Origin of the sequence: Mesorhizobium sp. NPDC059025 (assembly GCF_042739655.1) — a bacterium.
Classification (GTDB): Bacteria; Pseudomonadota; Alphaproteobacteria; order Rhizobiales; family Rhizobiaceae; genus Mesorhizobium.
On sequence record NZ_JBHYIM010000002.1, the window covers coordinates 34,912 to 59,819 of the forward strand.

Consider the following 24,908-nt stretch of genomic DNA (forward strand, 5'->3'; position numbering starts at 1 on the left):
ATGGTTCAGATCTTGCCCTTCCAGGGCACCAGCTTGCGTTCCAGCCAGCGCATGCCGCTGGCGAACAGGAAGGCCAGCACTGCAATGAGGATGAGGCCGACGAAGACGACATCGGTGGACAGGAAGTTGGCCGCCGACATGATCATGTAGCCAAGGCCGGAACGGGCAGCGATGAGCTCGGCCGCAACCAGGCAGGAGAGGCCGGCGGCGACCGCGATGCGCAGGCCGGTCAGGATTTCCGGCAGAGCCGAAGGCAGGATGATGTTGGTGAAGAGCTGCAGCCGCGTCGCACCGAGTGAAAGCGCGGCATTGATGCGCTCGGCTGGCACCGACCGCACACCGGCCTGCGCCGAAAAGCAGATCGGCGCGAAGGTCGACAGTGACAGCAGAACGATCTTGGAAGATTCGCCGATGCCCAGCCAGATGATCAGCAGCGGCAGATAGGCGAGTGGCGGCAGCCCCCAATAGAGCCCGATCGGTACCGAGAGCGTGCCTCGGACCCAGCGGTTCAGGCCCATCAGCAATCCGATCGGAACACCCAATACGACCCCGATGCCGAGCGCTACGAGGATACGACCGAGGCTCGACAACGTGTGCTGCAGCAGTGTGCCATCCGCATAACCGTCCAACGCGACTGCCTGGAATTGCGTCAGCACCTCCGCCGGCGACGGCAGGAACAGCGGCGAGGCCCATTCGAGTTGGGTGGCGGCAAACCACAATGCCAGCAATGCCAGAAGGGTGATCGTGCTGATCAGCAGCGTGCCTGAAGAAGCACTCCTGCCAATCCGGTTCGCGGGCTGACGACGCAGCTTCGGCGCCGGCTGGACATGCGTGAAGATCGTGCGAGGATCTGCGGCAAGCGTCATTGCAAGGTTCCTTTGCCTGCTGGCCGGTGGATGAGCGCGCGGATTTCCTCGCGCAATTCGATGAAACGCGGATCGGAGAGGATCGGGCCGATGTCACCCGTCTCGGCAAATTCGCGCACGAAACCTGCCTCGAAGCGCGCGACGATGCGTCCGGGCCGCGGCGACATCACCACCACGGTGGTGCCAAGTGTCAGCGCTTCTTCGATAGAGTGGGTGATGAACAGGATCTGCTTGCCAGTGCGCGCCCAGACCGAAGCCAGCAATTGCTGCATCGTCTCGCGGGTCAGGCTGTCGAGCGCGCCAAACGGTTCGTCCATGAGCAGGATTTTCGGGTCCGTCGCCAGGGCACGCGCCAGACCGACACGCTGGCGCATGCCGCCCGACAATTCGTAAGGCGGCTTGTCGGCGAAATCGGCAAGACCAACCAGGTCGAGCAGCTCGCGCGCCCGCTCGCGCCGCGCCGTCCTGGAGACACCGGCAAACTTCAGCCCCAGCGCGACATTGTCGACCACGCTTGCCCAGGGCAGCAACGTATCCTTCTGGAAGACGACGCCGCGATCGCCGCCAGGACGATCGATCTCCTCACCATCCAGCGTGATCGAACCTGCGCTCAAAGGCAGGAAGCCGGCGATGGCATTGAGCAGGGTCGACTTGCCGCAACCCGACGCGCCGACCGCTACGACGATGGAATCGGGAGCGATATCAAGCGATACGTGGTCGAGCGCATGGACGGCGCTGCCGTCAGAGGCTGGAAAGGTGACGCTGGCGTCGCGGATTTGAAGCATGGTGAGCCCTCAAAGAGCGGGTGCGAGCCGTGTCCGGCCCGCACCCGCTCCATTCGTCAGTTGGAGACCTTGGCGGCCGCCGCATATTGCGGATCGGCGAAGACGCCGTAATCGTCCTTCACGGCCGTGATCTTGCGCTGTTCCTTCAGGAAGCCGGCGGTATCCTTGAGGATTTTGGCGACACCGCTGTTTTCACCGCCACCAAGCCACTTGTCGGACAGCTGCTCGGCGAGCGGCGGTACAACCGTCGTCTTGATGCGCTCGGCATGGTCGGCCGGTGTGCCGCCCTGCAGGCCGGCGATCAGCTTGATGTTTTCCGAATCCGGGCCCCATGCCGCCTTGTCGTTGGCGAAGGAGGTGAAATAGCCGTCCACCTGCTGCACATACTGCGTCAGGAAATCGGGATGTTGCTTGGCGAATTCACCGGTTGCGACCAGCGCGCTGAAGGTCGGCGCACCACGGTCAGCCACCTCGCCTGCGGTCAACAGCACCTTGCCGTTTTTCTTCAGCTCGGACAGCGCCGGATCCCAGACGAAGGCACCGTCGATGTCACCGCGCTTCCAGGCCGCGACGATCTCCGGCTGCGGAATGGCAATGACCTGGGCGTCCTTTTCTGCAATGCCCTCCTGCTTCAGCACGGCAAGCAGCTGATAATGGTCGGTGGAGACCGGTGCCGCAGCCAGCTTCTTTCCCTTCAGGTCCTTCGGGGACGTGATCTCGGGTCGAACCACCAGCGCTTCACCATCGCGAGAGACGGAGGAGATGTAGAAGCCCTTGACGTCGAGCCCCTTGGACACGGCAGCAGCATACGGGCTGGAGCCGACATCACCGATCTGCACGGCGCCGGAAGCGATGGCGGCGAAGATGTCCGCACCAGAATTAAAGCGGCGGAACTCGATATCCCAACCTGTCTTCCTGGCGATGTCGCCATTGGCGATACCGACGAAATACGGGGTCGAGCCGGTCTGATAAGCAATGACCACCTTCTTATCGTCCGCGGCGAAGGCCAGCGAAACGGAAGCGCCCAGCGAGAGACCCGCGAGGGCGGCAGTGAACAGTTTGCGCATGCGTTTACCCCTTTCCATGATCGAGGTTGCCCCTCGAAACATCAGCGCACGTCGCTGATCGGGTTAAACGCTACTGAATTTGTAGAATTAGTTCAGAAAGCTTTTTGCGAATGTCGCCGCACTTGCGAACGATCTGTCTAACGACAGGCTGAAATGCCGAACCCGAGGTTCAATACGAGAGGTTTTGCCCCCGGGACCGGCAAAAAAAGTTCCGAAGCAGCTCACCTCAATAGGTGGTGCGACCGCCGGAGAGATCGAAGGTGGCGCCAGTGGTGAAGGAGTTCTCATCGGAGAGCATGAAGGCAACCATGGCGGCGGCTTCCTCCACCTCGACAAAGCGGCCGCGCGGCACCTTACCCAGCATATAGGTGACCTGTGCTTGTGGAAGCTGCTCCAGGATACGCGTGCGCGCCGGCGAAGGTGTCAGCGCATTGACGGCGATGTCGTGCCCGGCGAGTTCCTTGCCGAGTGACTTGGTCAATGCAAGAACACCGGCCTTGGCTGCCGAATAGGCGGCAGCGTTCGGATTGCCTTCCTTGCCTGCCACCGAAGCGACGTTGACGATGCGGCCGTAATCGGACGCGATCATGTTGGGCACCAGCCGCCGGCAGCAATAGAAGACGCCGTTGAGGTCGATGTCGACAATCTGCCGCCAGGCATCCGGGTTGTAGTCGACCAGTGGTGCCGCAGGCCCGGCGATGCCGGCGTTGTTGACTAGAAGATCAACAGCGCCGAAGGCCCGTTCCGTCTCGGCGGCCGCTTCATCGACTGCCTCGATCCTGGCCTGATCGCACCAGACAGCCCTGGCCTCCCCCAGTGCCGACAATTCCTGGATTGCTGTTGCCATCGCGGCATTGTCCAGGTCCCAGATGGCAACCCTGGCGCCCGACGACAAAAGCCGGCGTGCAACAGCCAGCCCGATGCCTTGTGCGCCTCCGGTGATCACGGCGACGCGGCCGGCGAGATCGACTCTGTTGATACGGCGGTTCATGAGATGGTCCTTCGCGGAATGGGAAGCTCAGGCTTCCGGCTTGATACGGAAATCCTTGCCTTCAGGCAGGGTCTGGCCGCCATCGACCACCACGGTGGTGCCGGTGATGTAGGAGGCTTCGTCGGAAGCGAGGAACAGCGCAGCATTGGCGATGTCCTGCGGCGTGCCCAGCCGCCCCAGCGGGATCGCCTCCCGCATGGTGCGGATGAATGCCTCCGACCGGTGCTGCTTCACCCCTTCTGTCAGGATGTTGCCCGGCTCAAGTCCATTGACGGTGATGCCGTAGCCGGCGAACTCCAGGGCGGCCGACTTGATGAAGCCGTTGATGCCGGCCTTGCTTGCCGAATAGTGGCCGTGGCCTGGACTGGTAACGCGCGGCCCGGTGATCGACGAGGTGAAGATCATGCGGCCATACCCCTTCTCGCGCATGACCGGCAGCGCTGCCCTTGCGGCCAGGAATGTGCCCTTGAGATTGACACCCAGCACGGCATCCCACTCCTCCGGCGAGGTGTTCTCGATCAGTGTCCACGGATAGATCCCGGCGTTCTGCACCAGGATGTCGAGCGTGCCATAGGCTGCGACTGCGATGCCGACGGCCTTGCGGGTATCCGTAAAGGATGAAACGTCGATCTGCGTGAACTGCCCGCCGAGCCGTTCGGCCGTCGCCTCGCCCGCTTCCACTTCCCGGTCGGCGATGACGACTTTCGCCCCCTCCTCCACAAACCGTGCGGCGATTGCCTCGCCGATGCCGCGCGCGGCGCCGATCACCAGCGCGACGCGGTTTTCCAGCCTCAATGTCATCGAAGCGATTCCTCTGTTGGGTTATGTTCTGGTGGCGCTGCGCGCTATTTGAAGCCCGACATCGAGATGCCTTCGATGAACTGCTTTTGCGCGATCAGGAACGCGATGATGATGGGCGCCACGGAAATCAGCACGGCCGCCATCATCAAAGTCCATTTGCCGGCATATTGCTGCTGCAGGAGCGCAAGCCCTACCGGCAAGGTGGTCGTCTGCATATCGCTCGGCAGATAGATCAGCGCCGTGAACAAGTCGTTCCACGAAAACATGAACGCGAAGATCGCGAAGGCGGCGAGCGCAGGCTTGGCCAGCGGCAAGTAGATACGCCAGTAGATGGTGAGCAGGCTTGCCCCGTCGATGCGCGCGGCCTCAGCCAGTTCGATCGGTATGGTCTTGAAGTATTGCCTGAGCAGGAAAGTGCCAAAGGCACCGCCGAGGAAACTCGGCAGGTACATCGGCACCTGGGTGCCATAGAGGCCGAGCCATTTGAACAGGATGAACTGTGGGATGGTGGTGATCTGCTGCGGAACCATCAGCGTGATCAAGAGCAGGAAGAACAGCGCGTCACGGCCTCGGAAACGGGTCACCGCAAAGATGAAGGCGCCCATCGAACAGGTCAGCAACTGCCCGAACGTGGCAATCACGGCGATCTTGAAGGAGTTCCACAGCATGATGTGAAACGGCATGATGGTCCAGATGTCGCGATAGTTGGTAAGCGTGAAGATGGGCGGGATCAGCGAGCGGGAATATTGATCCGCCGGCAACTTCAGCGAAGTCGAGACCATCCAGACGAATGGCGCGACCATGACGATACCACCGGTGAGCAGCAGTACCACGGCAACGACATTGCCGCGGATTTCCTCGGCACGGCGGCTCATGCTTCAGCTCCGAACTTCTTCTGGACACGGATGTAGAACAGCGTGAACAGCGCGATGATGGCCGTGAGAATAACGGCCTGGGCTGCTGCGTCGCCCATGCGGAAGAAACGGAAGCCGGTGCGGTAGACCGAGAAGACCAGCGTCGGGAAGGTCGAATTTCCGTTGGACAGGCGCGTCAGCATGTAGATGTAGTCGAAAGCCTGGAAGGCATGGATGGTGGAGAGCACACCCTGGAAGAACAGGCTGGGCACCATGGCCGGCACCGTCACGTGGATGAGACGCTGCCAGGTGGTGGCTCCGTCGACGCGTGCAGCCTCGTAGAGTTCCCGCGGGATTGCCTGCAGCCCGGCCAGGAACACGATCATGCCCTCGCCTATGGCACCCCACACATTCACGATGACGACCGAATAGAGGATGACCTTCGGTCCCAGCCAGTTGACCGGATTGCCCCCCAAGGTCGTGATGAAAGAATTCAGCACGCCCTGGTCCTGCGCGAAGATCCAGCTCCACAGCAAACCGACCGCCGTCGGCGAGGACACGACCGGCAGGAAGAACAACGCACGCAACAGCGAGATGCCGCGGATGTGGCGGTTCATCAGGCAGGCCACGGCAAAGCCGATGGCGAGCGTCAGCGGCACATAGATCAGCGAGAACAGTGTCGTGTTGATCAGTGCCGTGCCGAACATGCGGTCATTGGGAAGACTGGTATAGTTGGTCGTGCTTGCCCACTTGATCGGAGTCAGCATATCCCAGTCGAAAAAACTCAATGCCAGCGTGGCGAGCACGGAGCCGAACACGCCGATGGTGAGGCCGAGCAATGTCGGCGCGAGCAGCAGGAGCAGACCTGCGCGCTCGCCCCGTAGTGGCTTTAAGGTGCTGGACAAGGCAATCCCCGGAAAGGCCGATGGATCTAGCGATTGTTGGCGAGGACTTCGTCGCCCGCGGCAACCGCTTCATTGATGGCGTCTGCGATGGGGACTTCCCCACTCCAGGCGCGGTGCAGGGCATCCCCCACGGCGGAAGCCCATTCTTCGTAGCCCTTGAACACGGGCTTCAGATGCGCATAGGCCAGCGCATCGACGAACAGCTTGTGGTCGATCGGCGCATTCTTCTGAACCAGATAGGCGGGGCTTGCGGTGATCGCCTCCTGGATCGGGATCGCGAAGCCCAGTTGCGCCAACTCCTCCTGGGCATGCGGGCCGATCGCGAATTTCAGCAGTTCCCAGGCCTCCTTTGGATGCTTGGTGGTCGAGGAAATGGTGAAACCGGCGCTGTTGATGCTGGTGGCGCGTCCGGCAGGCCCCTTCGGCAGCGGGGCCACGCCCCATTTGAAGGTTGCGGGCACATAATCGGGCACCGACCAATGGCCGCTGACGCCCATGGCAGTAACGCCCGCCTGGAAACCGTCGAGGCCGAATTGCCTGAGCTGCTCGCTTGTCGGGATCGATTTGTCGTCCAGAACCATGCCGGCAATGAAATTCCACGCCGTCATGGCTTCCGGGCTGCCGATCAGCGTCTTGCCGTTCTTAACGTCGACGATCTCGGCGCCATAGGACCACAGCACGCTGCTCCAGAACACCTCCATGTCGATCAGTTCGGCGAACAGGCCCCATTGATCGATCGTGCCGTCACCATTCTTGTCCCGTGTCAGTTTCTTGGCGGCGACGCGCAGGTCGTCCCATGTCCAGGTGTCGGAGGGATAGGCAACACCGGCGGCGTCGAACATGTCCTTGTTGTAGAAAAGCGCGACGGTCTGGATATCGCGCGGCAACCCATAATAGCCGTCAGGCGTCTTGTAAGCTTCGAGCGAGATCGGGAAGACGCCTTTCAGGAGATCAGGTTCCGCATCCACCAAAGGCTGCAGGTTGAGCAACGCGCCACGCGCCTGCCAGTCGGGATAGTTGGAAGCGTCCATTGCAAAGACATCGGGTGCAGTGCCGCCGGCGACCAGAACGCGCAACTTCTCCCAGTAGGAATCCCAGTCGTTGACCTCGACCTTCAGCTTGACGCCGGGATGCGTCTTCTCGAAGTCGGCGGACAGTTTCTGCCATACCGCGATATCGACCGGCCCGCCGAACAGCGTCATGGTCAGCTCGGTATCTGCCAGCGCCGTGGAGCACCACAGGAGACTGCCTGCCAGTACAACACCGCGGGAAACACGCCTCAGCCACTGTGCCATCTTCGCTCCTCCCTCGCCCAGCTGAACGCCAGGTCGCTTCCTTGTTCGACTGCCCTGCGCCAACTTTTGCCGACCGACAGAGTTCGATCGCATCGAGTTGGAGCGGCAGTTTTGTTGATAGCCAGACTATTGCAGAAAGCGGATAAAACTACCTAATTGAGGCCAATAAATTCCTGAATCCCAGCCTCCATCTGGACGATCGCTGTTACCGTGGCTAGCTTTCGGCCTTCTCGCATATCCGCACACTGATGCGTCGAACGAGGGTCGCCGCAATGGACATTTCATCACAGTCACCGGAAGCTGTATCGAGCAGGCGCCCGAGCGCGCCGCAGCGCCGAAAGCTGTCCGCGGCCGTCCAGGATGACAGCGACTTTCTGCCGAGGGACAGCTTCTTTGCCGATCTGCAGGTAGCGGAAGCAATGCCGCTGGCGCACTGGCACGACCATGTCGAATTCAACTTCATGGTATCCGGTTCGATGACCTACCTGTTCAACGGCAACCGCATCGTCCTGCGGCCGGAAATGCCCTATTGTTTCTGGGCCGGCGTGCCGCACCAGGTTGTCAAAGTGACGGAACCCGCCAGACTGATCTGTGCCTATGTTCCCTTCGCGGCATTCCTGGCACTCACCCTGCCCGACGCGTTCAAGACTTCGGTGCTCAACGGCCGCATGATGACCGTGACCGAACCGGACCCGATGGATAACCTGCTGTTCCAGCGTTGGGCACAGGAATGGGCCCCGGCGCCGAGCGAGGCGCTCGCGCAGATCCTGCGCGAAGAGATGCGGCTGCGCGTGCGTCGGCTGGCGCTGCGCAGCGTCGCTGCCGAGATCGATGACCGCTCGGGCATCAAGGTTGATGAACCGCAGGGCGTAATCACCGCCAAGACCAAGGCAGACGACCGATTGATCGACCGGGTGCAGAAAATGACGAATTACATCAACAAGGAATTCGCCAACGACATCCAGCTCGCTGACATCGCCAAGGTCTGTGGCCTGCATCCCACCAACGCGATGGCTGCCTTCAAGAGCGTGCTGGGCGTTACGATCGCCCACTACATTCGTCGCCAGCGTCTCAGCCATGCAATGATGATGCTGGCCGACACCGACCGCTCGATCATCGAGATTGCTTTCGCCTGCGGCTACGGTTCGTTGAGCCGGCTCTATCATGCATTCCAGAGCCAGCTGGAAATGACGCCACGCGACTACCGCAAGCAGTTTCGATCCTAGATCAGAGACCTGATTACCGGTACAAAATCATTGTCTTACATGGATTTCCTCGACTCAATCCGAGATCAATGACCCAAACAGCTCCCGGTCTCCGCGTCGAACAGATGCAACGTCTCCGTTCGCGGAGATAGATAAACTGCCTCGCCCCTCGTCCAACGGGGGCGCTCGGTGGTCTGAACCGTCAACTGCCGACCGTCCACTTCGACCAGCAGGGTCGTGAGAGCGCCATTCATCTCGACTGTGACGACGCGGCCGGGGATGGGTCCGGCTTCGGTCAGTGCGACATGTTCAGGGCGAAAGCCACACACCACCGCCCTGCCCGCTTCACCACGCTTGCCGGCAGGCAATCGTAACAGACAGTCGACGTTGACACGAACATACAGCACTCCGTCGGCTACTTCGAGGTGCCCGTCGACAAAGTTCATTGCGGGCGAGCCGATGAAGCCGGCGACGTGGAGGTTGGCCGGATTGTCATAAAGTTCGAGCGGAGTACCGATCTGCTCGACGCGACCGTCGCGCATAACCACGATACGGTCAGCCATGGTCATGGCTTCGACCTGGTCGTGGGTGACATAGATCGCCGTGGTGCCCAGCCGCTGTTGCAGCGAACGGATCTCGCCACGCATGACGACACGGAGCTTGGCGTCGAGATTGGACAGCGGTTCGTCAAACAGGAACACCTGCGGGCTGCGCACAATGGCGCGGCCCATGGCGACGCGCTGGCGTTGGCCGCCCGACAGCTGCTTCGGGAAACGCTCGAGATAGTCGGTGAGGCCAAGTATCTGCGCGGCTTCGCGGACGCGGCGGTCGATCTCGGTCGACTTCTCGCCACGCAATTTCAGCGAGAAACCCATGTTCTGGTGCACCGTCATATGCGGATAAAGCGCATAGTTCTGGAACACCATGGCGATGTCGCGCTCCTTGGGCGACACATCATTCACGACACGTCCACCGATGCTGATCGTGCCCTCGGTAATTTCCTCAAGCCCGGCGATCATGCGCAGCAGCGTGGACTTGCCGCAGCCGGACGGGCCGACGAGGACGAGGAACTCTCCGTCACGCACATCGATGTTGACGTCGTGCGTGACGCGCAGATGGCCATACTGCTTGTTGATGTTCCTGAGTTCGACGCCGGCCATGACACTGCTCCTGAAGCAATACCAGCAAAAGGCGCGCAGCGCTTCTTGCGTTCGGAGTTCCGTAAAAACAAAGAGTTAGAGCGTTTCCACCTTCCCGCAAAGCAGAAACGCTCTAGCGGTAGCTCGGCAGGAGGTTGCCGTGGGCGACGATCAGGTCGTCAACAAGCGAAACGATCTCGTCGAGCGAAAGCTGCGCGGCGGTATGCGGATCGAGCATTGCGGCTTGATAGATGGCCTCGCGGCTGGAGGTCAACGCGGCCTCCACAGCCATTTCCTGGACATTGACGTTGGTGCGCATGATGCCCGCGAGCGGCGCCGGCAGCTTGCCCATGCGCACTGGCTGGATACCGTTGCGGTCGACATGGCACGGCACCTCGACTCCACAGCCTTCGACCAGATTGTCGATCAGGCGGTCGTTGCGAACATTGCCGTAGATCAGTGAGGGCTTGCCGGTCACCATCGAATGGATGATGGCGGCCGCATACTCGTTGCTCCTGCAGACCTCCAGAGGCTTATTCGGATCGGCCAGTTCATCGCGCAGCCGGTTCCAGTCCGCGATCTGCTCCTCGCACCACACGGGGTACTGGTCGAGAATGACCTTGTAGCGGTCGATGATGTCCTGGCGGCCCGGCTTGATGAACCAGGAATTGTATTCGGAGAAATGGGTGCTGGATTCAGTCACGAAATGCCCGAAGTGGCGCAGGACCGCGAAACGGACGGAATCATCCTGCGGGAAGCTTCCGTCCACCGCCATCCGCCGAAGCCTCGGGTAGAGATCCTCTCGCGAGCCGTCAGCAAGGCGTTTTTCGAACTTCAGGAAGAAAGAGACGTGGTTCAGGCCGGCGCAGGTGTAGTCGATATCCGCAATGTCTTCGCCGAGGCAGCGGGCGAGATGACCGGACGTTTCCTGCACGCTGTGGCAAAGGCCGACATAACGAATGTCCGGTGCGGCCCGCGTCGCCGCCCAGGTGTTCATGGCCATCGGGTTGACGTAGTTCATCATCAACGCGTTCGGGCAGAGCTCACGCATATCGCTCGCGATGTCGAGGATCACCGGAATGGTGCGCAGCGCGCGGAAGATGCCGCCGATACCCAGCGTGTCGCCGATGGTCTGACGCAGTCCGTACTTCTTCGGCACCTCGAAATCGGTGACGGTGGCCGGACGATAACCGCCGACCTGCATCATCAAGATGACGAAATCGGCATCCTTCAACGCCTTGCGACGGTCCAGCGTCGCCTCGACCTTCAGTCCGGCCAGGCCAAGCGTTTCGCCGATGCGGCGCGCCACGGTCTCGGAGGTCGAAAGCCGCTCCGGATCGATATCGAAAAGGCTGATTTCCGAATCCTGCAGTTCGGTATTGCTCAGTACATCACTGAGGATGTTCTGGGCGAAGACTGTGGAGCCCGCGCCTACGAGGCAGATCTTGGCCATGGAAAGTTCCTTTTGGTCCGCAAAGTCGATGCCCGGACGGGCGTTCCAAAAGGGAAAATCTACTGTTCAGGCGCAAATTTCTTGCCGGCGAGCCCCTGAAAATTCCCGAAAGACAGTGACTGCCGAGCAGACCAAGGGAACTGCCCGGCCGAGGCGTCAATGGAATTCGTGGCTCCCCTCGAATTCGGCTGACAGCCGAATGCCGAATGTGTGCTTCCTGTCGTCCCCATGCCTGTCGAAGGCATAACCTGCAGCGATCTGCCAACTCTCATTGCTGAGGCCGAGATCCCGGCCGAACTTGTAGGCGACGGTTGCGTCGAACAGATGCTCGATGAGGTCCGGCTCGTCGGTGATCTGCTCGCGCTGCTGGGTATAGGAGATCGAATAGGTCATCGCCTCGCGCTGCAGCGCTGCCGACACGGTCAGGAACAAGGCATCGTCGGCACCACCGCCGAAATTGTTGAACCAGGCGGCTTCCGTGAACAGTTTCAGCGTCATCTCGTTGCCCAGGGCCACATTGCCGTTCAGCCCGCCCAGCAATCCGGTTTCATTGCCGAAACTGTGTTCACCGCCCTTCTGAAAGCGTGCCCCCAGGCGATATCCGAATGTGCCCTCATCATAACAGCTGGCAGCGCCAGCCCCGAGGCACCCGGACAAATCAAGTGCTACCGAGGATATACCATCGCTGTTGCCCGCGCCGCCATCCTCCCGGGTGTGGCGGCCACGATTGGTGAACAGCGATTCCGACAGAGAGCTGCGATCCACCCCGAAGGCTGCGACCTCGATTTCATTGTGGAAACCGCCTGTCTCAAAGCCATAGGCGACTGAGGCGCCCACTCGTTCCTTCAGCTCATAATTGCCGGCGAGGTCGGTGCCGTGGATGCCGGGCGTGATGTCCCAGGCCTTGCCGAAAGCCGGGTGAAACTTGCCCACGCGCAGTCCAATCCCACCGACATGGAACTGTGCGTTGAGTTCGGAAACATAAGTGCCGACGTGGTGAAAATACTGGTTCACGCCCAGTTCCTCGTCCTTCACCTCCTCCGTGATCAAATGGCCGAAAAACGCAACGCCCTCGACCGGACGATAGGATGCGGTGAATTCGACCGTCGGCGCGGCGACAAAATAGTCGTCGTCGGCATGGTGTGGAAACCGGTTCCAGTTCCCGACCGTCTCCATGTAGGCATAGTAGTCGATGCAAGGCGCGCTGCATTCGCCAGCCGACGCCCGCTCTACACTCGCGAAGGCCGTCGTCGCCAAAGCAATTCCAGCAAAAGTGCACAGCGATTTTGCGTTCGGAATTGCGCAAAAACAAAGAATTAGAGCGTTTCCGCGTTTCCGCGAAAGGCGGAAACGCTCTGGTATAGCGGGCGCAAAAAGCCAGTATCGTGTCATGAGATGCTCCGTCCTTCCCCTCTGAAAGAGCTTCGGACGGTTTTGTTTTGCCGGCTCCCATGCCGTTCCCCGTCCAGCGCAAAAGCTGCGCCGGACAGCCGGGATGGTCTTGTCGAAGTTCGAACGATCACTCCTGGAAACAAGCGATTTTGGCTACTTTTCCCCGGACGGCAGCCTGCACCGGCGCGCTGGCCGCGCGATTTGCCAGCTCTGCCTGCTTCCGCCTCGCCGCACGCGATGCTAGGCATCGCCAGTCCCTAACCGAATTGGAAACGACCTTGGCCAGTCCCGACGTGACGAAAAAACTCCCGGTGATCGAAATCTGTGTCGAGGGCATCGATGGGCTGCTTGCCGCCGAACGTGCCGGCGCCGACCGCGTCGAACTCTGCGCCAGCCTTGTCGAGGGTGGCATCACGCCGAGCCTGGGCACCGTCCGCCTGGCGCTGGAACTTGCCAGGATCCCATTCCATGTCATCGTGCGCCCACGCGGCGGCGATTTCCTCTACAGCGAGACGGAGTATCGCTCCATGCTGGCCGATATCACGGCGCTTCGCGAACTCGGCGTCGCCGGGGTCGTGGTCGGCTGCCTCACCGCCGATGGTACGATCGACGAAGAGCGCATGACCGGCCTCGTCGATGTTGCCGGCCCACTCGCGGTCACCTGTCACCGCGCCTTCGACATGACGCGCGACCCAACCGAAGCGCTCGAAGCGTTGATCCGCTGCAAGGTGGGACGCGTGCTCACTTCTGGACAGCGCGACACGGCCATTGAAGGTGCTGATCTGCTGGCGACGCTCGTCAGGCAGGCAGCCGGTCGCATCATCATCATGGGCTGCGGCGCACTCGATCCCCAGAACATCGGCGCGGTAAGGGCAAAGACCGGGCTGACCGAAATGCATTTCGCTTCGCTCAGGGACGAGGCCAGTGGCATGCTCTACCGCAACCCGCATGTCGGCATGGGCGGTGATGATCTCGATCGCGAATACCGCAACACGCTTACCGATGAGGCGCGTGTCGCGGCTACCATCAAGGCTGCGCGTACATGACCACATCTCCCATCGAATCCCTGGACGGCGCCGACGAAGCGGCCGTGCTCGCGCTCAACAACGAGAACGCCGCCGAACTATCCTGGCTTGAACCGGAAGAGCTTTCCGCGCTGGTCGGCACGTCATTTTCGGCAAGCCGTATCGGCGATCTCGAGGCTTTCCTGCTGACTTTCGACCAGACGGCAACTTACAGCAGCCCGAATTTTCTTTGGTTCAGGGAGCGCTACCCGCGCTTTGTCTATGTCGACCGCATCGTGGTTGCAGCCGGTGCTCGCGGACGCGGTCACGCGCGACGGCTCTATGAAGACCTCTTCGCGCGCGCAGAGGCTGCAGGGCATGATGTCGTCACATGCGAAGTGAACCTGGACCCGCCCAACCCGACCTCGGATGCCTTCCATGCGGCCCTCGGCTTCCTGGAAGTCGGCGAAGCTCTCATCCACGGCGGCAAGAAGGCAGTCCGCTACTACGCAAAGCAATTGAAGGGTTAGGTTTTGAAAGGATGCGACCCGGACGGAGCCGCATCCTTTCAAACGTCACTGGAACAGCGGCAAGGCGCTGGCCAATGTCATCAAGAACCCCCACGCCAGCGGGATGCCGACCAGCAACCAGGCAAGCAGGAGCTTGAGCGAACTGCCTTGTGTCTCATTGGTCATATCATCCTCCCTCAAGCCGGCTGTTCGACTTTCATGTGAAAGCGCTCGTTCACCGGCCGCATCAAGAGATTGAGCACAAACCCGACAACCAGCAGGCCGGCCATGATGTACATGGTGACCGTGTAGGCGTCTGCTTTCGCGACACCGCTGTCGATCTGATACTGCCGGATGTAGTTGACCAGCACGGGTCCAAGCACGCCGGCGACCGACCAGGCGGTCAACAGGCGGCCGTGAATCGCACCGACGTAACGCACGCCGAACACGTCGCGCAGATAGGCAGGTATGGTGGCAAAACCACCGCCATACATCGACAGGATCACACCGTAGAATAGCACGAACAGGAAGATGCTGCCTGTCTGCCCCGTCCATGGCACCGCCGCATAAAGAATGACACCAAGCAGGAAGAAAATGGCGTAAGTGGTTTTACGGCCGATGAAATCACTGGTCGATGCCCAGAAGAAACGGCCCAGCATGTTGAAGATGGACAAAAGGCCGACGAAACCCGCCGCGGCGGCTGGCGAAATACGACCCGGGAACATCTCCTGGCTCATCGCCGATGCCTGACCGAGCACGCCGATGCCCGCGGTCACGTTGAGGCAGAGCACACCCCAAAGCAGCCAGAACTGTGGTGTCTTCAACGCATCATCCAGATGAACGTTGGCACTCGTCACCATTGCGCTCTGCTTCACCGGCGGCGTCCAGCCGGCCGGCCGCCAGCCATCCGGCGGTACGCGCACCAGCGTGGCGCCGATCATCATGAAGACGAAATAGACGACGCCCAGCACCAGGAAGGTTTCCGCAACGCCGACATGGCTTTCGGTCGAAAACAGCTTCATCAGGTAGACCGAAAGCGGCGAAGCGATGAAAGCGCCGCCGCCGAAACCCATGATCGCCATGCCGGTCGCCATGCCGGGTCGGTCCGGGAACCAGGTGATCAAAGTCTTCACGGGAGAGATATAGCCAAGGCCCAGGCCGATACCGCCGATGACGCCGTACCCCAGATAGATGATCCAGAGCTGGTGCAGATACACGCCCAGCGCAGAGACGAGAAAGCCACCCCCGAAACAGCAGGCGGCCAACGCCATCGCCTTGCGCGGCCCGACCCGGTCCAGCCAACCGCCGCCAAAGGCGGCTGCGATGCCGAGGAACGCGATCGCGATCGAGAAAATCCAGCCGAGGCTGGTCAGCTTCCAGTCGTCCGGCGCGGATTCCGTGATGCCGATCAGTTTTGACATCGGCAGGTTGAACACGCTGAAGGCGTAGGCCTGACCAATACACAGATGGATGCAAAGCGCTGCTGGCGGTACCAGCCAACGGTTGAAACCGGGTTCGGCGACTGTATGCGTTCGGTCGAGCCAACTGCCCGGCGCTTCTGTCCTGGCCTGCATTTCACTCCTCCCTCGTCGTTCGCGGGGGAGGATAGAACTGCGGCGGAAGCAAGCAACGGCGAATGATCCCTCCACTACCAATGTCTAATTTCGATGTCGCTAATATGATAAACTGGATACCTGGGGCGCTATCGCAAATCCTTGACCAGGAACAGTTCCGGGATGGATTGCAAATGCCCAAACGCCACGCTCCCGGCGTCGCGAAAACCATTTCTGCGGTGCCAGGCCTGCGGCTCGGCTTCGTCGCTTTGCGAGGAGGTCATCAGGAGTGTTGCGCCCGCAGCCCGCATCGTCGCCTCCCAATGCCGGAACACCGCTGTGCCGATACCGGAACGCCGGTGATCGGGAAGTACCATGATCAGGTCCATGAAGGGGATCGTTCCCCAGAACCAGCTGAAGCGCAGGAAGCCGATCGGTTCGCCCTCCTGCTCCGCTATGATGTACTCGCCGAGCGACAGGCAGCGCTTTATCCATCGTTCGGGCACATGGCGATCGTGCGCCAACAGCCAGTCGAGGTGGCGGTTTTCCGCGCGAATGGTACTTGCACGCATACACACATCCCCAGTTGCCGGACACCTAGCTCGAGATAAAACCCAATCAAGCAGGCCGACTGGACCCAACCGGCTGCAATCCGTTGGCATAAGGGGCATTGCCGGATGCTTCGTCACTGCGCAACGGCATATAGGTTTTCATCGTCCGATGCTTGCCTTGCGCGCGACGATATAGGGTCGCTTGTCGTCGCCCTTGGCCGCGTGGTTCTCAACTGCGAGAATCTCGAAACCGGCAAGCGCGATGCAGAGGCTGAGCTCCTTCGTGCTGAAGGTGCCGGCGTAAGGTGCCTTGCCGATCATGCGCAGCGCCGGCAGAAGCGCCAGGCGGATCAGCGGGTTCATGTCGCCGAGACAAGGCGTCTTGGAAATGAACAGTCCGTTTGCTGCGAGCAGGTCGTGGATGCCGCGCAGCGTGCCCGGCAGGTCGCGTACCAGATGGAGATAGTTGAAGCCGAGAACCGCGTTGAACAGCCCGACGTCGGTGTCCAGGGCTTCAACGGTTGCCGTACGGAATTCAAGCTCCGGGATCGGCGTGGCGGCATGTTTTTCCGCAGCGATCGCGATCATGGCTGGGGAAAAATCGGTTGCCAGGTAGCCCCTCACCGCATCTGCCAGCCGCAACGCGGTCGTTCCCGTGCCACAGCCAAGTTCAAGCACATGATCGTCGGAATTAAGCTGCGATCGCGTCCGCTCGAGCGTTCGTTGATATCCATCCTCGTCTGCGATCGCGGATTTGGCGTAGTTCCGCGAACTCCGGTCCCAGAAACGGGCGTCGCTCGCAACGCTCATTCAGAGTGCTCCCCATGCAGCTATCGGATTTCGTGCATAGAAGGCACGCATTGCCTGAGCATTGCGTCAGCAATGATACTTCAGGAAACGACGAGACGCCGCAGAGCGTCTACGCGAACGCGCAGACAAGCCAGGAAAAGGAGCCGTACGGTTCCTTTCTCTTGAATGCGCTCGCCGTCAGCCGTTGGCGGCGGCGACAGCACGCTTTGCCATGACACTGATCAGATTTGCCCGGTAGTCGGCCGACGCATGGATATCCGTCATCAGGTTGTCCGCCGATATCCTGGCACCCGCAACCGCTGACGGATCAAACGACCCGGCCAACGCGGCCTCGATCGTCTTCGCACGGAAGACGCCATTGTCGCCGGCTCCGGTGACGGCGACGCGCACATCATCCTTGCCTGTCGCCTTGCCCTTGGTCACGAATACACCAACGATGGCATAGCGCGAGGCAGGGTTGCGGAACTTCTGGTATGCCGCCTTGGCGGGGGCTGTGAATGTAACGGCCGTGACGATTTCGCCGTCCTTCAAGATCGTCTCGAACAACCCCTTGAAGAACTTTTCGGCGGCTATCTCGCGCTTGTTGGTGACGATCGTCGCACCCAATGCCACCATGGCGGCCGGATAGTCGGCGGCCGGATCATTGTTAGCGATCGAGCCGCCGATCGTACCGCGATGACGCACGGCCGGATCGCCGATCATCGAGGCAAGTTCGGCCAGTGCCGGACAGGCCTTCTGCAGCTTGGCGTCGGTGGACACCTCGTAATGTGTGGTTGCCGCGCCGATGGTCACGGTCTTGCCGCTGACCTTGACGCCCTTCAACGCCGCGATCCTGGACACGTCCACAAGATCCGACGGCGCCGCCAGGCGCGTTTTCATGGCCGGGATCAATGTCATGCCACCCGAAAGCAGCTTGCTGTCACCGGTCTTCAGCAGCTTCACCGCATCGGCGACAGAATTGGCGCGATGGTAGTTGACGGAGTACATAGCTCGTTCTCCTCAGAGAGATTTCGACAGGGCAGCCAGCGATAGGCAATCGGCAGTCGTGCGAAGTCGTTCCGACTGCCGACTGCCCATCTCACTGCCTCTTCAATGTTTCTGCGCCGCCGCCCACACCCGCGAAGGCGTAGCCGGCATGGTGAAATCGGCGATGCCCAGGGCATCGGTAAGGGCATTGATCACCGCGGGAGGCGAACCGATGGCACCTGCCTCGCCGCAGCCCTTGATGCCGAGGGGATTGCCCGGGCACGGCGTGTTAGAGGTCGAAACCTTGAAGGACGGCAGGTCGCCGGCGCGCGGCATGGTGTAATCCATGTAGCTCGCCGTCAGGAGCTGGCCGCTGGTGTCGTAGAAAGCACCTTCCAGCAAGGCCTGACCCACGCCTTGCGCGATGCCGCCATGCACCTGCCCCTCGACGATCATCGGGTTGATGATGTTGCCGAAATCGTCGGCCGCCACGAACTGGATGATCTCGGTCAGGCCGGTTTCCGGATCGACCTCGAGCTCGCAGATGTAGCAACCTGCCGGGAAGGTGAAGTTGGTCGGATCGTAGAAGGCCGTCTCCTTGAGGCCAGCCTCCATGCCGCCCGGCAGATTGTGCGCAGTGTAGGCGGCGAGCGCCATCTGGAACCATGGCACGTTCTTGTCGGTCCCGGCCACTTTCAACGCACCGTTTTCGATGACGATATCACCTTCATCAGCCTCCATGAGATGCGCCGCGATTTTCTTGGCCTTGGCCTCGACCTTGTCGAGAGCCTTGACGATCGCGCTCATGCCGACCGCGCCGGAGCGCGAGCCGTAGGTGCCCATGCCCATCTGCACCTTGTCCGTGTCGCCATGCACGATGCTGACGGAGTCGATCGGCACGCCGAAGCGGCCGGCGACCAGCTGCGCGAAGGTCGTCTCATGACCTTGACCGTGGCTGTGCGAGCCAGTCAGCACCTCGATGGTGCCAACGGCGTTCACCCGCACTTCAGCCGATTCCCAAAGGCCGACGCCGGCCCCAAGCGAACCGACCGCCGCCGATGGTGCGATGCCGCACGCCTCGATATAGCAGCTCATCCCTATGCCGCGCAGCTTGCCGGCCTTCCTGGCCTTGTCGCGCCGCTTGGTAAACCCGGCATAATCTGCAGCTTTCATGGCAGCATCGAGCGAAGCGCCATAGTCGCCAGCGTCGTAACACATGATCACAGGTGTCTGATGCGGGAACTGGGTGATGAAATTCGTGCGTCTCAGTTCCGCGGGGGACACGCCGAGCTCCCGGGCAGCCGTTTCGATGGTACGCTCGATCAGATAGGTCGCTTCCGGTCGCCCAGCCCCGCGATAGGCGTCAACGGGCGCGGTGTTGGTGTAGACAGTGCGCACATTGGCGTGGATGGCGGGGATGTTGTACTGGCCCGACAATAGCGTGGCGTACAGATAGGTCGGCACGGAAGACGAAAAGAGCGACATGTAGGCGCCGAGATTGGCGACGGTATCCACCTTCAGACCCGTGATGCGGTTGTTCTTGTCAAAGGCCATCTCCACGGTCGAGTGGTGGTCGCGGCCATGCGCGTCGGTCAGGAAGCTCTCGGTGCGGTCGGCTACCCATTTCACCGGCACGCCCGCCTTCTTGGACGCCCACAGGCAGACGACCTCTTCCGGATAGATGAATATCTTGGAGCCGAAACCGCCGCCGACGTCAGGCGCGATGACACGCAGCTTGTTTTCCGGCGCGACGTTGTAGAAGGCGCTCATCACCAGACGGGCGACATGCGGGTTCTGCGACGTCGTCCAGCATGTGTAGTGGTCCTCACCCTTGTCGTAGTGCCCAAGCGCTGCGCGTGGCTCCATGGCGTTGGGAACCAGACGGTTGTTGATGATCTTCATGCGTGTGACGTGATGTGCCGACTTGATCGCGGCATCCGCCGCCTTGGCGTCGCCGATCTCCCAGTCGAAGATGAGGTTGTTGTCGGCTTCGGGATGCAGTTGTGGCGCCCCCTTCTCCAGCGCCTTCACCGCGTCGACGACGGCTTTCAATTCCTTGTAGGTGACCTCGACAGCCTCGGCTGCGTCGCGCGCCTCGCCTTTGGTGTCGGCGATGACGATCGCCACCGCATCGCCAACATAACGGACGCGGTCGAAGGCGAGCGGCGACCAGGCTCCCATCTTCATCGGTGAGCCATCCTTGGAGTGGATCATCCAGCCGCAGATAAGGTTGCCGATGCCGTCGGCCTTCAATTCCTTGCCGGTCAGGACGGCGACCACGCCAGGCATGCCCTGCGCCTGTTTGACATCGATCTTCTTGATCTGTGCATGCGCGTGCGGACTGCGCACGAAGACGGCATGTTTCATGCCGGGAACCACCATATCGTCGACATAGCGGCCAGCGCCCATGATGAAGCGCTTGTCTTCCTTGCGTGTGACGCGAGCGCCAATTCCTTCCATACCCATCAAAATTCTCCTCCGGAACCTTGAAGTGAATTCATTCTGGCCGGTTCAGTCGCGTGCGAACAACTCGTGATCGGTTTCGCAACGATGGTCAGACTGTCGGCCGGTTATCCGATCGCAGCTCAGGCAGCCTTCTTTGTCTTAGGCTTCGATGCCTTCGACATCGCTTGAGAAGCAGCCAGTATCGCTTTGACAATGTTATGGTATCCGGTGCAGCGGCAGATGTTGCCTTCCAGCTCCGCCCGCACCGTTGCTTCGTCCAGCCCCTCGGGATGACGCGCAATCATGTCGGTCGCGGTCATGATCATGCCCGGCGTGCAGAAGCCGCATTGCAAGCCATGGTGCTCCTTGAACGCCGCCTGCACCGGATGCAGATCCGCGCCATTGGCGATGCCTTCGATGGTCACGACGGTTGAACCGGAAGCCTGCGCGGCCAGTATCGAACAGGACTTGATCGCCTTGCCATCGACATGGACGACGCAAGCGCCGCACTGCGAGGTATCACAACCGACATGCGTGCCGGTAAGTCCTTGATGTTCACGTAGAAAATGAACCAGAAGCGTGCGGTCCTCGACGGTGGCGCGCACCTGTCTGCCGTTCACGGTCAACGAAATGTCCGACATGAAGCCTCCCTGGGTGTTCAACCTCGGTAGACTGCCGGCTTCCTCCGGACGGACCGGCAGACCGCTATTCTTGTGTTCTGGAATCGCTTGGAAATTCGCTCCCAACATCTCCGTTTTGCGAGAATGCAATCCGCCCAATACGCCGTATATTGTACTTTCGGTCACGGGTTGGGGACAGCCCCCATTGCCATTCGAGGAGGCCTACTGCAACAATACGACCGGCGTTGAGGAGCGCCGGCAAAAGCGGGAGGAGAAGCTGGTCGCTTCGCGGACGCGCTATGCGTGCGGCCTGTCGGCGCTCACTTCAAGCGAGCCCGATGCGGAGCATTTTGCCGCCGAAATCGCTCGGGAAGCCGATGCGATCGGTGCCGGTTACATGTTGCTGTTTTTCTCGCAAAGCCTGATGGATGCGCAGACGCTAGCGGACGCGCTGAAACGGCATGCCCCCGCCCTGGCCTACGCCGCGTGCTCGACCGCCGGCGAGATCACGCCGGATGGGCTGGAGGAAGGCCATATGCTGGCGATGCTGCTGCCTTCAGCCACCTTCACCGTTGCCAGTGCCATGGTGCAGAACCTGTCATCATCGGCGATGGACGGCATCACCGGCGAAGTGGAGGTGCTGAGACGCACGCTGCGTGCCACCAGTAAAAATGCGCGGGCCGGCAATGTCTTCGCACTCTGTTTCATCGACGGCCTGTCCTACGCGGAAGAAGCCGTCACGTCGGCGATCCACTGGGGTCTCGATGACATCCCTCTGCTTGGGGGATCGGCCGGCGACGACCTCAAATTCGAGACCACCACGCTGATCAGCAATGGTCTTGTCGCTTCCGACTGTGCCATTGTCGTGCTGATCGCCACGACCATCCCGTTCCACGTCTTTAAAACCGATAATTTCGTCCCGACCGACGAAAAACTGGTGGTGACGGCGTCCGATCCCGATCACCGCATCGTGCGCGAGTTCAACGCCGATGTCGCAGCCACCGAATATGCCGCCGCCGTCGGCGTCGTTCAGCAGACGCTGACGCCGTTCTCCTTCGCCTCGCACCCCGTCGTGGTGAAGGTGGGCGGCGAGTATTATTGCCGCTCCATCCAGAAGATGAACTCGGATGGCTCGCTATCCTTCTTCTGCGCCATCGACGACGGCGTGGTCCTGTCCGTCGCACAGCCGCTGGGCATGGTCGAGACCACCAAGGCTACGCTCAAGGATGTCGAGTCCAAACTGGGGCCTATCGACATGATCCTCGGCTTCGATTGCGTTCTGCGCCGGCTTGATGCCCGCAATCGCCAGGTGTTCCGGGATATTTCCGAACTCTATCGCGCCAACAAGGTGATCGGCTTCGGCACCTATGGCGAACAATACCGCTCCATGCACCTCAACCAGACATTCACCGGCATCGCCTTCGGGCACCCGCAGGCGGCCGAGTAAGCCAATGCCGCTCAACGACATCCGGGATATCGAGCGACTTAAGAAGATCAACGCGGCACTGGTCAGCCGCGTCGAACGTTCCATGGACCAGCAAGGCAACGCGTTCTCACTGTTTCAGACCGCGATCTCGCTCGAAAATCGCGTGCGCATGCGCACGGAGGAACTGCACTCCACCTTGCGCCGGCTGGAACAGTCGAACATGGCGCTTTCGGTCGCCAAGGAAAGCGCCGAACACGCCAATCTCTCCAAGACCCGGTTCCTGGCCGCTGCCAGCCACGACGTGCTGCAACCGTTGAACGCCGCCCATCTGTCGGTATCGGCGCTGGCCGAACTGCAGACTTCAGAGGAAGGCCGCAAGCTGGTTCGTCAGGTCGAGCGTTCGCTGCAGACCATGGAAGACCTGCTGCATACGTTGCTCGACATCTCCAAGCTTGACGCCGGCGTGGTCGAGCCCGAGACGACCGACGTCAACCTGGAAACGCTGTTTTCAGCCTTGCGCTCCGACTTCCAGCCTATCGCTGAAACCAAGGGGCTCTCACTGCGGTTCCGTCCGGCGGCAATCGCGGTCCGGTCCGACCGCACGCTTCTGCGCCGCATCTTGCAGAACATCCTGTCCAACGCGCTCCGCTATACACGGCAGGGCGGCGTGCTTGTCGGCACACGCCAGCGCGGAAACATCATCCGCATCGATGTCGCGGATACCGGCTGCGGCATTCCCGAGGATCAACGCGAAGCAGTGTTCGAGGAATTTCATCGCGGCACACGAATGCCGGATGCCGAACTGGCCAGTGGCGGCCTTGGACTCGGGCTCGCCATCGTCAGGCGGATGGCCGGCGCACTCGGTCATCCCGTGACCTTTTCCTCCACCGTCGGGCGCGGCACCATCTTCCACATCGACGTCCCCGTTTCCACGCACTCTGTCCCGGAACCGGGGACAGTCGAAATCGAGCGCCAGCCAGGGTACGGCCTGTTCGGTACCAAGGTACTGCTTGTGGAGAACGATGCGGACGTGCTGGCCGCCATGACCTCGTTGCTGGAGCGCTGGCAATGCACCGTACGCGCGGCGACGTCGACCGACGAGGCACTGGACGCGCTGGGCGATACCGACTGGGTTCCCGACATCATCATCGCTGACCAGCATCTCGAAGGCGGCGACCTCGGCACCATGACGGTGTCACAGGTGCGCGATTATCTCGGCCGCGCCGTTCCCGCCCTGCTCGTGACGGCCGATCCGTCGGAAAGCGTCATGAATGCCGCCCGCGCCGCCGGCATCGAATTCATGCGCAAACCGTTGAAACCGGCGCAACTTCGAGCGCTGCTGGCGCATTTGTTGGCGTAGGCAGTCGGCAGTCGAATAGTGCAGTCGGTAACAGGTCAACTCCGGCTGCCGACTGGCTATTGCCGACCGCTTCAAAATCCCTGCTGATCCCGGAATAACTCGGCATTGTCGAGTTTCGACACCTCGATCACCGCCTGCGTGCGGCTGTAGACGTTGAGCTTGCGCAGGATTTCCGAGACATGCGCCTTTACCGTCGTCTCGCCGACCTGCAGTTCATACGCAATCTGCTTGTTCAGCATGCCCTGGCGCAGCATCTGCAGAACCCGCAACTGCTGCGGTGTCAGGCGGGACAGCCGCTGCACCATGTCGGCGCGATCGCTGCTTTCCGTGTCGGGCTGTTCGGCCGTGTATGTGTCAGGCACATAGATCGCGCCCTCCATGACGGAGCGGATGGCTGCCGCGAGATCGTCCTTGCGCACCGATTTCGGGATGAAGCCGGCGGCGCCATAGGACAGGGCCTCGGAAATGATCTTGGGATCCTCATAGCCGGAGACGATCACGACCGGCAGATGAGGATAACGCGTACGCAATTGCAGCAGCCCCTCAAAGCCGTGGACGTCCGGCATGGAAAGGTCGAGCAACGCCAGGTCGAACGGCCGCACCTCAGTCAACAATTCGACCGCCTCGCCGATCGAACGGGCCTCAACGGTATCGACCTCGGGATAGGCCATGCGCACGGCACTGTGCAGAGCCTCCCGAAAGAGCGGGTGATCGTCGATAATCAGAAATCTTGCGACTTCGCTCGCTGCACTCATGGCCGCACTTGCCCCGATCTCGGTCGTCATGAGGCAACATACGCCTGCCCCGACAATCCGTTCATTAGCCAATAGTACATTGGCAAGGCCATCGTGCCAGTCTGCCAGAAACAATCAATTGTTGATCGCAGCAGGCACTCGGTTTGCAAAATGTGA

At 61.0% G+C, this 24,908-nt stretch carries 23 protein-coding genes; 5 read left to right on the forward strand and 18 right to left on the reverse strand.

Features of this window, described 5'->3' with window-relative positions:
• Window positions 1-5: 5 nt before the first annotated feature.
• The 8 genes from ACFWYE_RS04275 to ACFWYE_RS04310 all read right to left on the reverse strand — a co-directional run bounded on the left by ACFWYE_RS04275 (window position 6) and on the right by ACFWYE_RS04310 (window position 7,564).
• Window positions 6-866, reverse strand: a complete 861-nt coding sequence (locus ACFWYE_RS04275) for an ABC transporter permease subunit (RefSeq protein ID WP_379109812.1) — start codon at window positions 864-866, stop codon at window positions 6-8.
• Window positions 863-1,651, reverse strand: a complete 789-nt coding sequence (locus tag ACFWYE_RS04280; protein WP_379109814.1) for a taurine ABC transporter ATP-binding protein — start codon at window positions 1,649-1,651, stop codon at window positions 863-865. Before ACFWYE_RS04280 ends, ACFWYE_RS04275 begins: the two co-directional genes overlap by 4 nt.
• A gap of 56 nt (window positions 1,652-1,707) precedes the next feature.
• The gene (locus ACFWYE_RS04285) at window positions 1,708-2,718 is read right to left on the reverse strand and encodes an ABC transporter substrate-binding protein (protein ID WP_379109816.1); all 1,011 of its coding nucleotides are present in this window, start codon (window positions 2,716-2,718) and stop codon (window positions 1,708-1,710) included.
• Between the two features lie 226 nt (window positions 2,719-2,944).
• Window positions 2,945-3,697 (reverse strand): SDR family NAD(P)-dependent oxidoreductase, encoded by a 753-nt coding sequence (locus ACFWYE_RS04290; protein ID WP_379110607.1) that lies wholly within the window; start codon window positions 3,695-3,697, stop codon window positions 2,945-2,947.
• 39 nt (window positions 3,698-3,736) lie between these two features.
• Window positions 3,737-4,510 (reverse strand): SDR family NAD(P)-dependent oxidoreductase, encoded by a 774-nt coding sequence (locus ACFWYE_RS04295; protein ID WP_379109818.1) that lies wholly within the window; start codon window positions 4,508-4,510, stop codon window positions 3,737-3,739.
• 44 nt (window positions 4,511-4,554) lie between these two features.
• Window positions 4,555-5,385: a carbohydrate ABC transporter permease gene (locus ACFWYE_RS04300; protein ID WP_379071796.1), complete on the reverse strand. Its 831-nt coding sequence runs from the start codon at window positions 5,383-5,385 to the stop codon at window positions 4,555-4,557.
• Window positions 5,382-6,269, reverse strand: a complete 888-nt coding sequence (locus ACFWYE_RS04305) for a carbohydrate ABC transporter permease (RefSeq protein WP_379109821.1) — start codon at window positions 6,267-6,269, stop codon at window positions 5,382-5,384. Before ACFWYE_RS04305 ends, ACFWYE_RS04300 begins: the two co-directional genes overlap by 4 nt.
• A gap of 26 nt (window positions 6,270-6,295) precedes the next feature.
• Complete coding sequence (locus ACFWYE_RS04310; RefSeq protein ID WP_379109823.1) at window positions 6,296-7,564, reverse strand: ABC transporter substrate-binding protein; 1,269 nt, start codon at window positions 7,562-7,564, stop codon at window positions 6,296-6,298.
• Between the two features lie 272 nt (window positions 7,565-7,836).
• On the opposite strand from ACFWYE_RS04310, the gene ACFWYE_RS04315 reads away from it, so the two are divergent.
• The gene (locus ACFWYE_RS04315; RefSeq protein ID WP_379109824.1) at window positions 7,837-8,790 is read left to right on the forward strand and encodes a helix-turn-helix domain-containing protein; all 954 of its coding nucleotides are present in this window, start codon (window positions 7,837-7,839) and stop codon (window positions 8,788-8,790) included.
• Between the two features lie 65 nt (window positions 8,791-8,855).
• On the opposite strand, the gene ACFWYE_RS04320 is transcribed toward ACFWYE_RS04315, so the two are convergent.
• The 3 genes from ACFWYE_RS04320 to ACFWYE_RS04330 form a co-directional block, all read right to left on the reverse strand.
• Window positions 8,856-9,929 carry an ABC transporter ATP-binding protein gene (locus ACFWYE_RS04320; protein ID WP_379109826.1) on the reverse strand — a complete coding sequence of 358 codons (1,074 nt, stop codon included), beginning with the start codon at window positions 9,927-9,929 and terminating at the stop codon, window positions 8,856-8,858.
• 112 nt (window positions 9,930-10,041) lie between these two features.
• Window positions 10,042-11,361: an alpha-glucosidase/alpha-galactosidase gene (locus tag ACFWYE_RS04325; protein ID WP_379109828.1), complete on the reverse strand. Its 1,320-nt coding sequence runs from the start codon at window positions 11,359-11,361 to the stop codon at window positions 10,042-10,044.
• A 156-nt stretch (window positions 11,362-11,517) separates the two neighbouring features.
• A complete protein-coding gene (locus tag ACFWYE_RS04330) occupies window positions 11,518-12,618 on the reverse strand; it encodes a hypothetical protein (RefSeq protein WP_379109829.1) in 1,101 nt (366 codons plus the stop codon).
• A 413-nt stretch (window positions 12,619-13,031) separates the two neighbouring features.
• On the opposite strand from ACFWYE_RS04330, the gene ACFWYE_RS04335 reads away from it, so the two are divergent.
• Both ACFWYE_RS04335 and ACFWYE_RS04340 read left to right on the forward strand, forming a co-directional pair.
• Entirely contained in the window at window positions 13,032-13,799 is a 768-nt protein-coding gene (locus tag ACFWYE_RS04335; RefSeq protein ID WP_379109830.1) for a copper homeostasis protein CutC, read from the forward strand.
• A complete protein-coding gene (locus ACFWYE_RS04340; RefSeq protein WP_379109832.1) occupies window positions 13,796-14,287 on the forward strand; it encodes a GNAT family N-acetyltransferase in 492 nt (163 codons plus the stop codon). The genes ACFWYE_RS04335 and ACFWYE_RS04340 overlap by 4 nt, the downstream gene beginning before the upstream one ends.
• Before the next feature lie 176 nt (window positions 14,288-14,463).
• Here the strand turns inward: ACFWYE_RS04340 and ACFWYE_RS04345 are convergent, their stop codons facing one another.
• The 6 genes from ACFWYE_RS04345 to ACFWYE_RS04370 form a co-directional block, all read right to left on the reverse strand.
• Window positions 14,464-15,840 carry an OFA family MFS transporter gene (locus ACFWYE_RS04345; protein ID WP_379109833.1) on the reverse strand — a complete coding sequence of 459 codons (1,377 nt, stop codon included), beginning with the start codon at window positions 15,838-15,840 and terminating at the stop codon, window positions 14,464-14,466.
• A 128-nt stretch (window positions 15,841-15,968) separates the two neighbouring features.
• Entirely contained in the window at window positions 15,969-16,391 is a 423-nt protein-coding gene (locus tag ACFWYE_RS04350; protein ID WP_379109835.1) for a GNAT family N-acetyltransferase, read from the reverse strand.
• A 138-nt stretch (window positions 16,392-16,529) separates the two neighbouring features.
• Window positions 16,530-17,180, reverse strand: a complete 651-nt coding sequence (locus ACFWYE_RS04355) for a class I SAM-dependent methyltransferase (RefSeq protein WP_379109836.1) — start codon at window positions 17,178-17,180, stop codon at window positions 16,530-16,532.
• A 177-nt stretch (window positions 17,181-17,357) separates the two neighbouring features.
• Complete coding sequence (locus tag ACFWYE_RS04360) at window positions 17,358-18,167, reverse strand: FAD binding domain-containing protein (protein ID WP_379071826.1); 810 nt, start codon at window positions 18,165-18,167, stop codon at window positions 17,358-17,360.
• 102 nt (window positions 18,168-18,269) lie between these two features.
• Window positions 18,270-20,612 carry a xanthine dehydrogenase family protein molybdopterin-binding subunit gene (locus ACFWYE_RS04365; RefSeq protein WP_379109838.1) on the reverse strand — a complete coding sequence of 781 codons (2,343 nt, stop codon included), beginning with the start codon at window positions 20,610-20,612 and terminating at the stop codon, window positions 18,270-18,272.
• A 119-nt stretch (window positions 20,613-20,731) separates the two neighbouring features.
• A complete protein-coding gene (locus ACFWYE_RS04370) occupies window positions 20,732-21,232 on the reverse strand; it encodes a (2Fe-2S)-binding protein (protein ID WP_379073068.1) in 501 nt (166 codons plus the stop codon).
• A 256-nt stretch (window positions 21,233-21,488) separates the two neighbouring features.
• On the opposite strand from ACFWYE_RS04370, the gene ACFWYE_RS04375 reads away from it, so the two are divergent.
• Together ACFWYE_RS04375 and ACFWYE_RS04380 are read left to right on the forward strand one after the other, a co-directional pair.
• Window positions 21,489-22,658 carry an FIST N-terminal domain-containing protein gene (locus ACFWYE_RS04375; protein WP_379110609.1) on the forward strand — a complete coding sequence of 390 codons (1,170 nt, stop codon included), beginning with the start codon at window positions 21,489-21,491 and terminating at the stop codon, window positions 22,656-22,658.
• 4 nt (window positions 22,659-22,662) lie between these two features.
• A complete protein-coding gene (locus ACFWYE_RS04380; RefSeq protein WP_379071832.1) occupies window positions 22,663-23,997 on the forward strand; it encodes a hybrid sensor histidine kinase/response regulator in 1,335 nt (444 codons plus the stop codon).
• Window positions 23,998-24,068: 71 nt separating this feature from the next.
• Here the strand turns inward: ACFWYE_RS04380 and ACFWYE_RS04385 are convergent, their stop codons facing one another.
• A complete protein-coding gene (locus tag ACFWYE_RS04385) occupies window positions 24,069-24,782 on the reverse strand; it encodes a response regulator (protein WP_379071834.1) in 714 nt (237 codons plus the stop codon).
• Window positions 24,783-24,908: the final 126 nt, after the last annotated feature.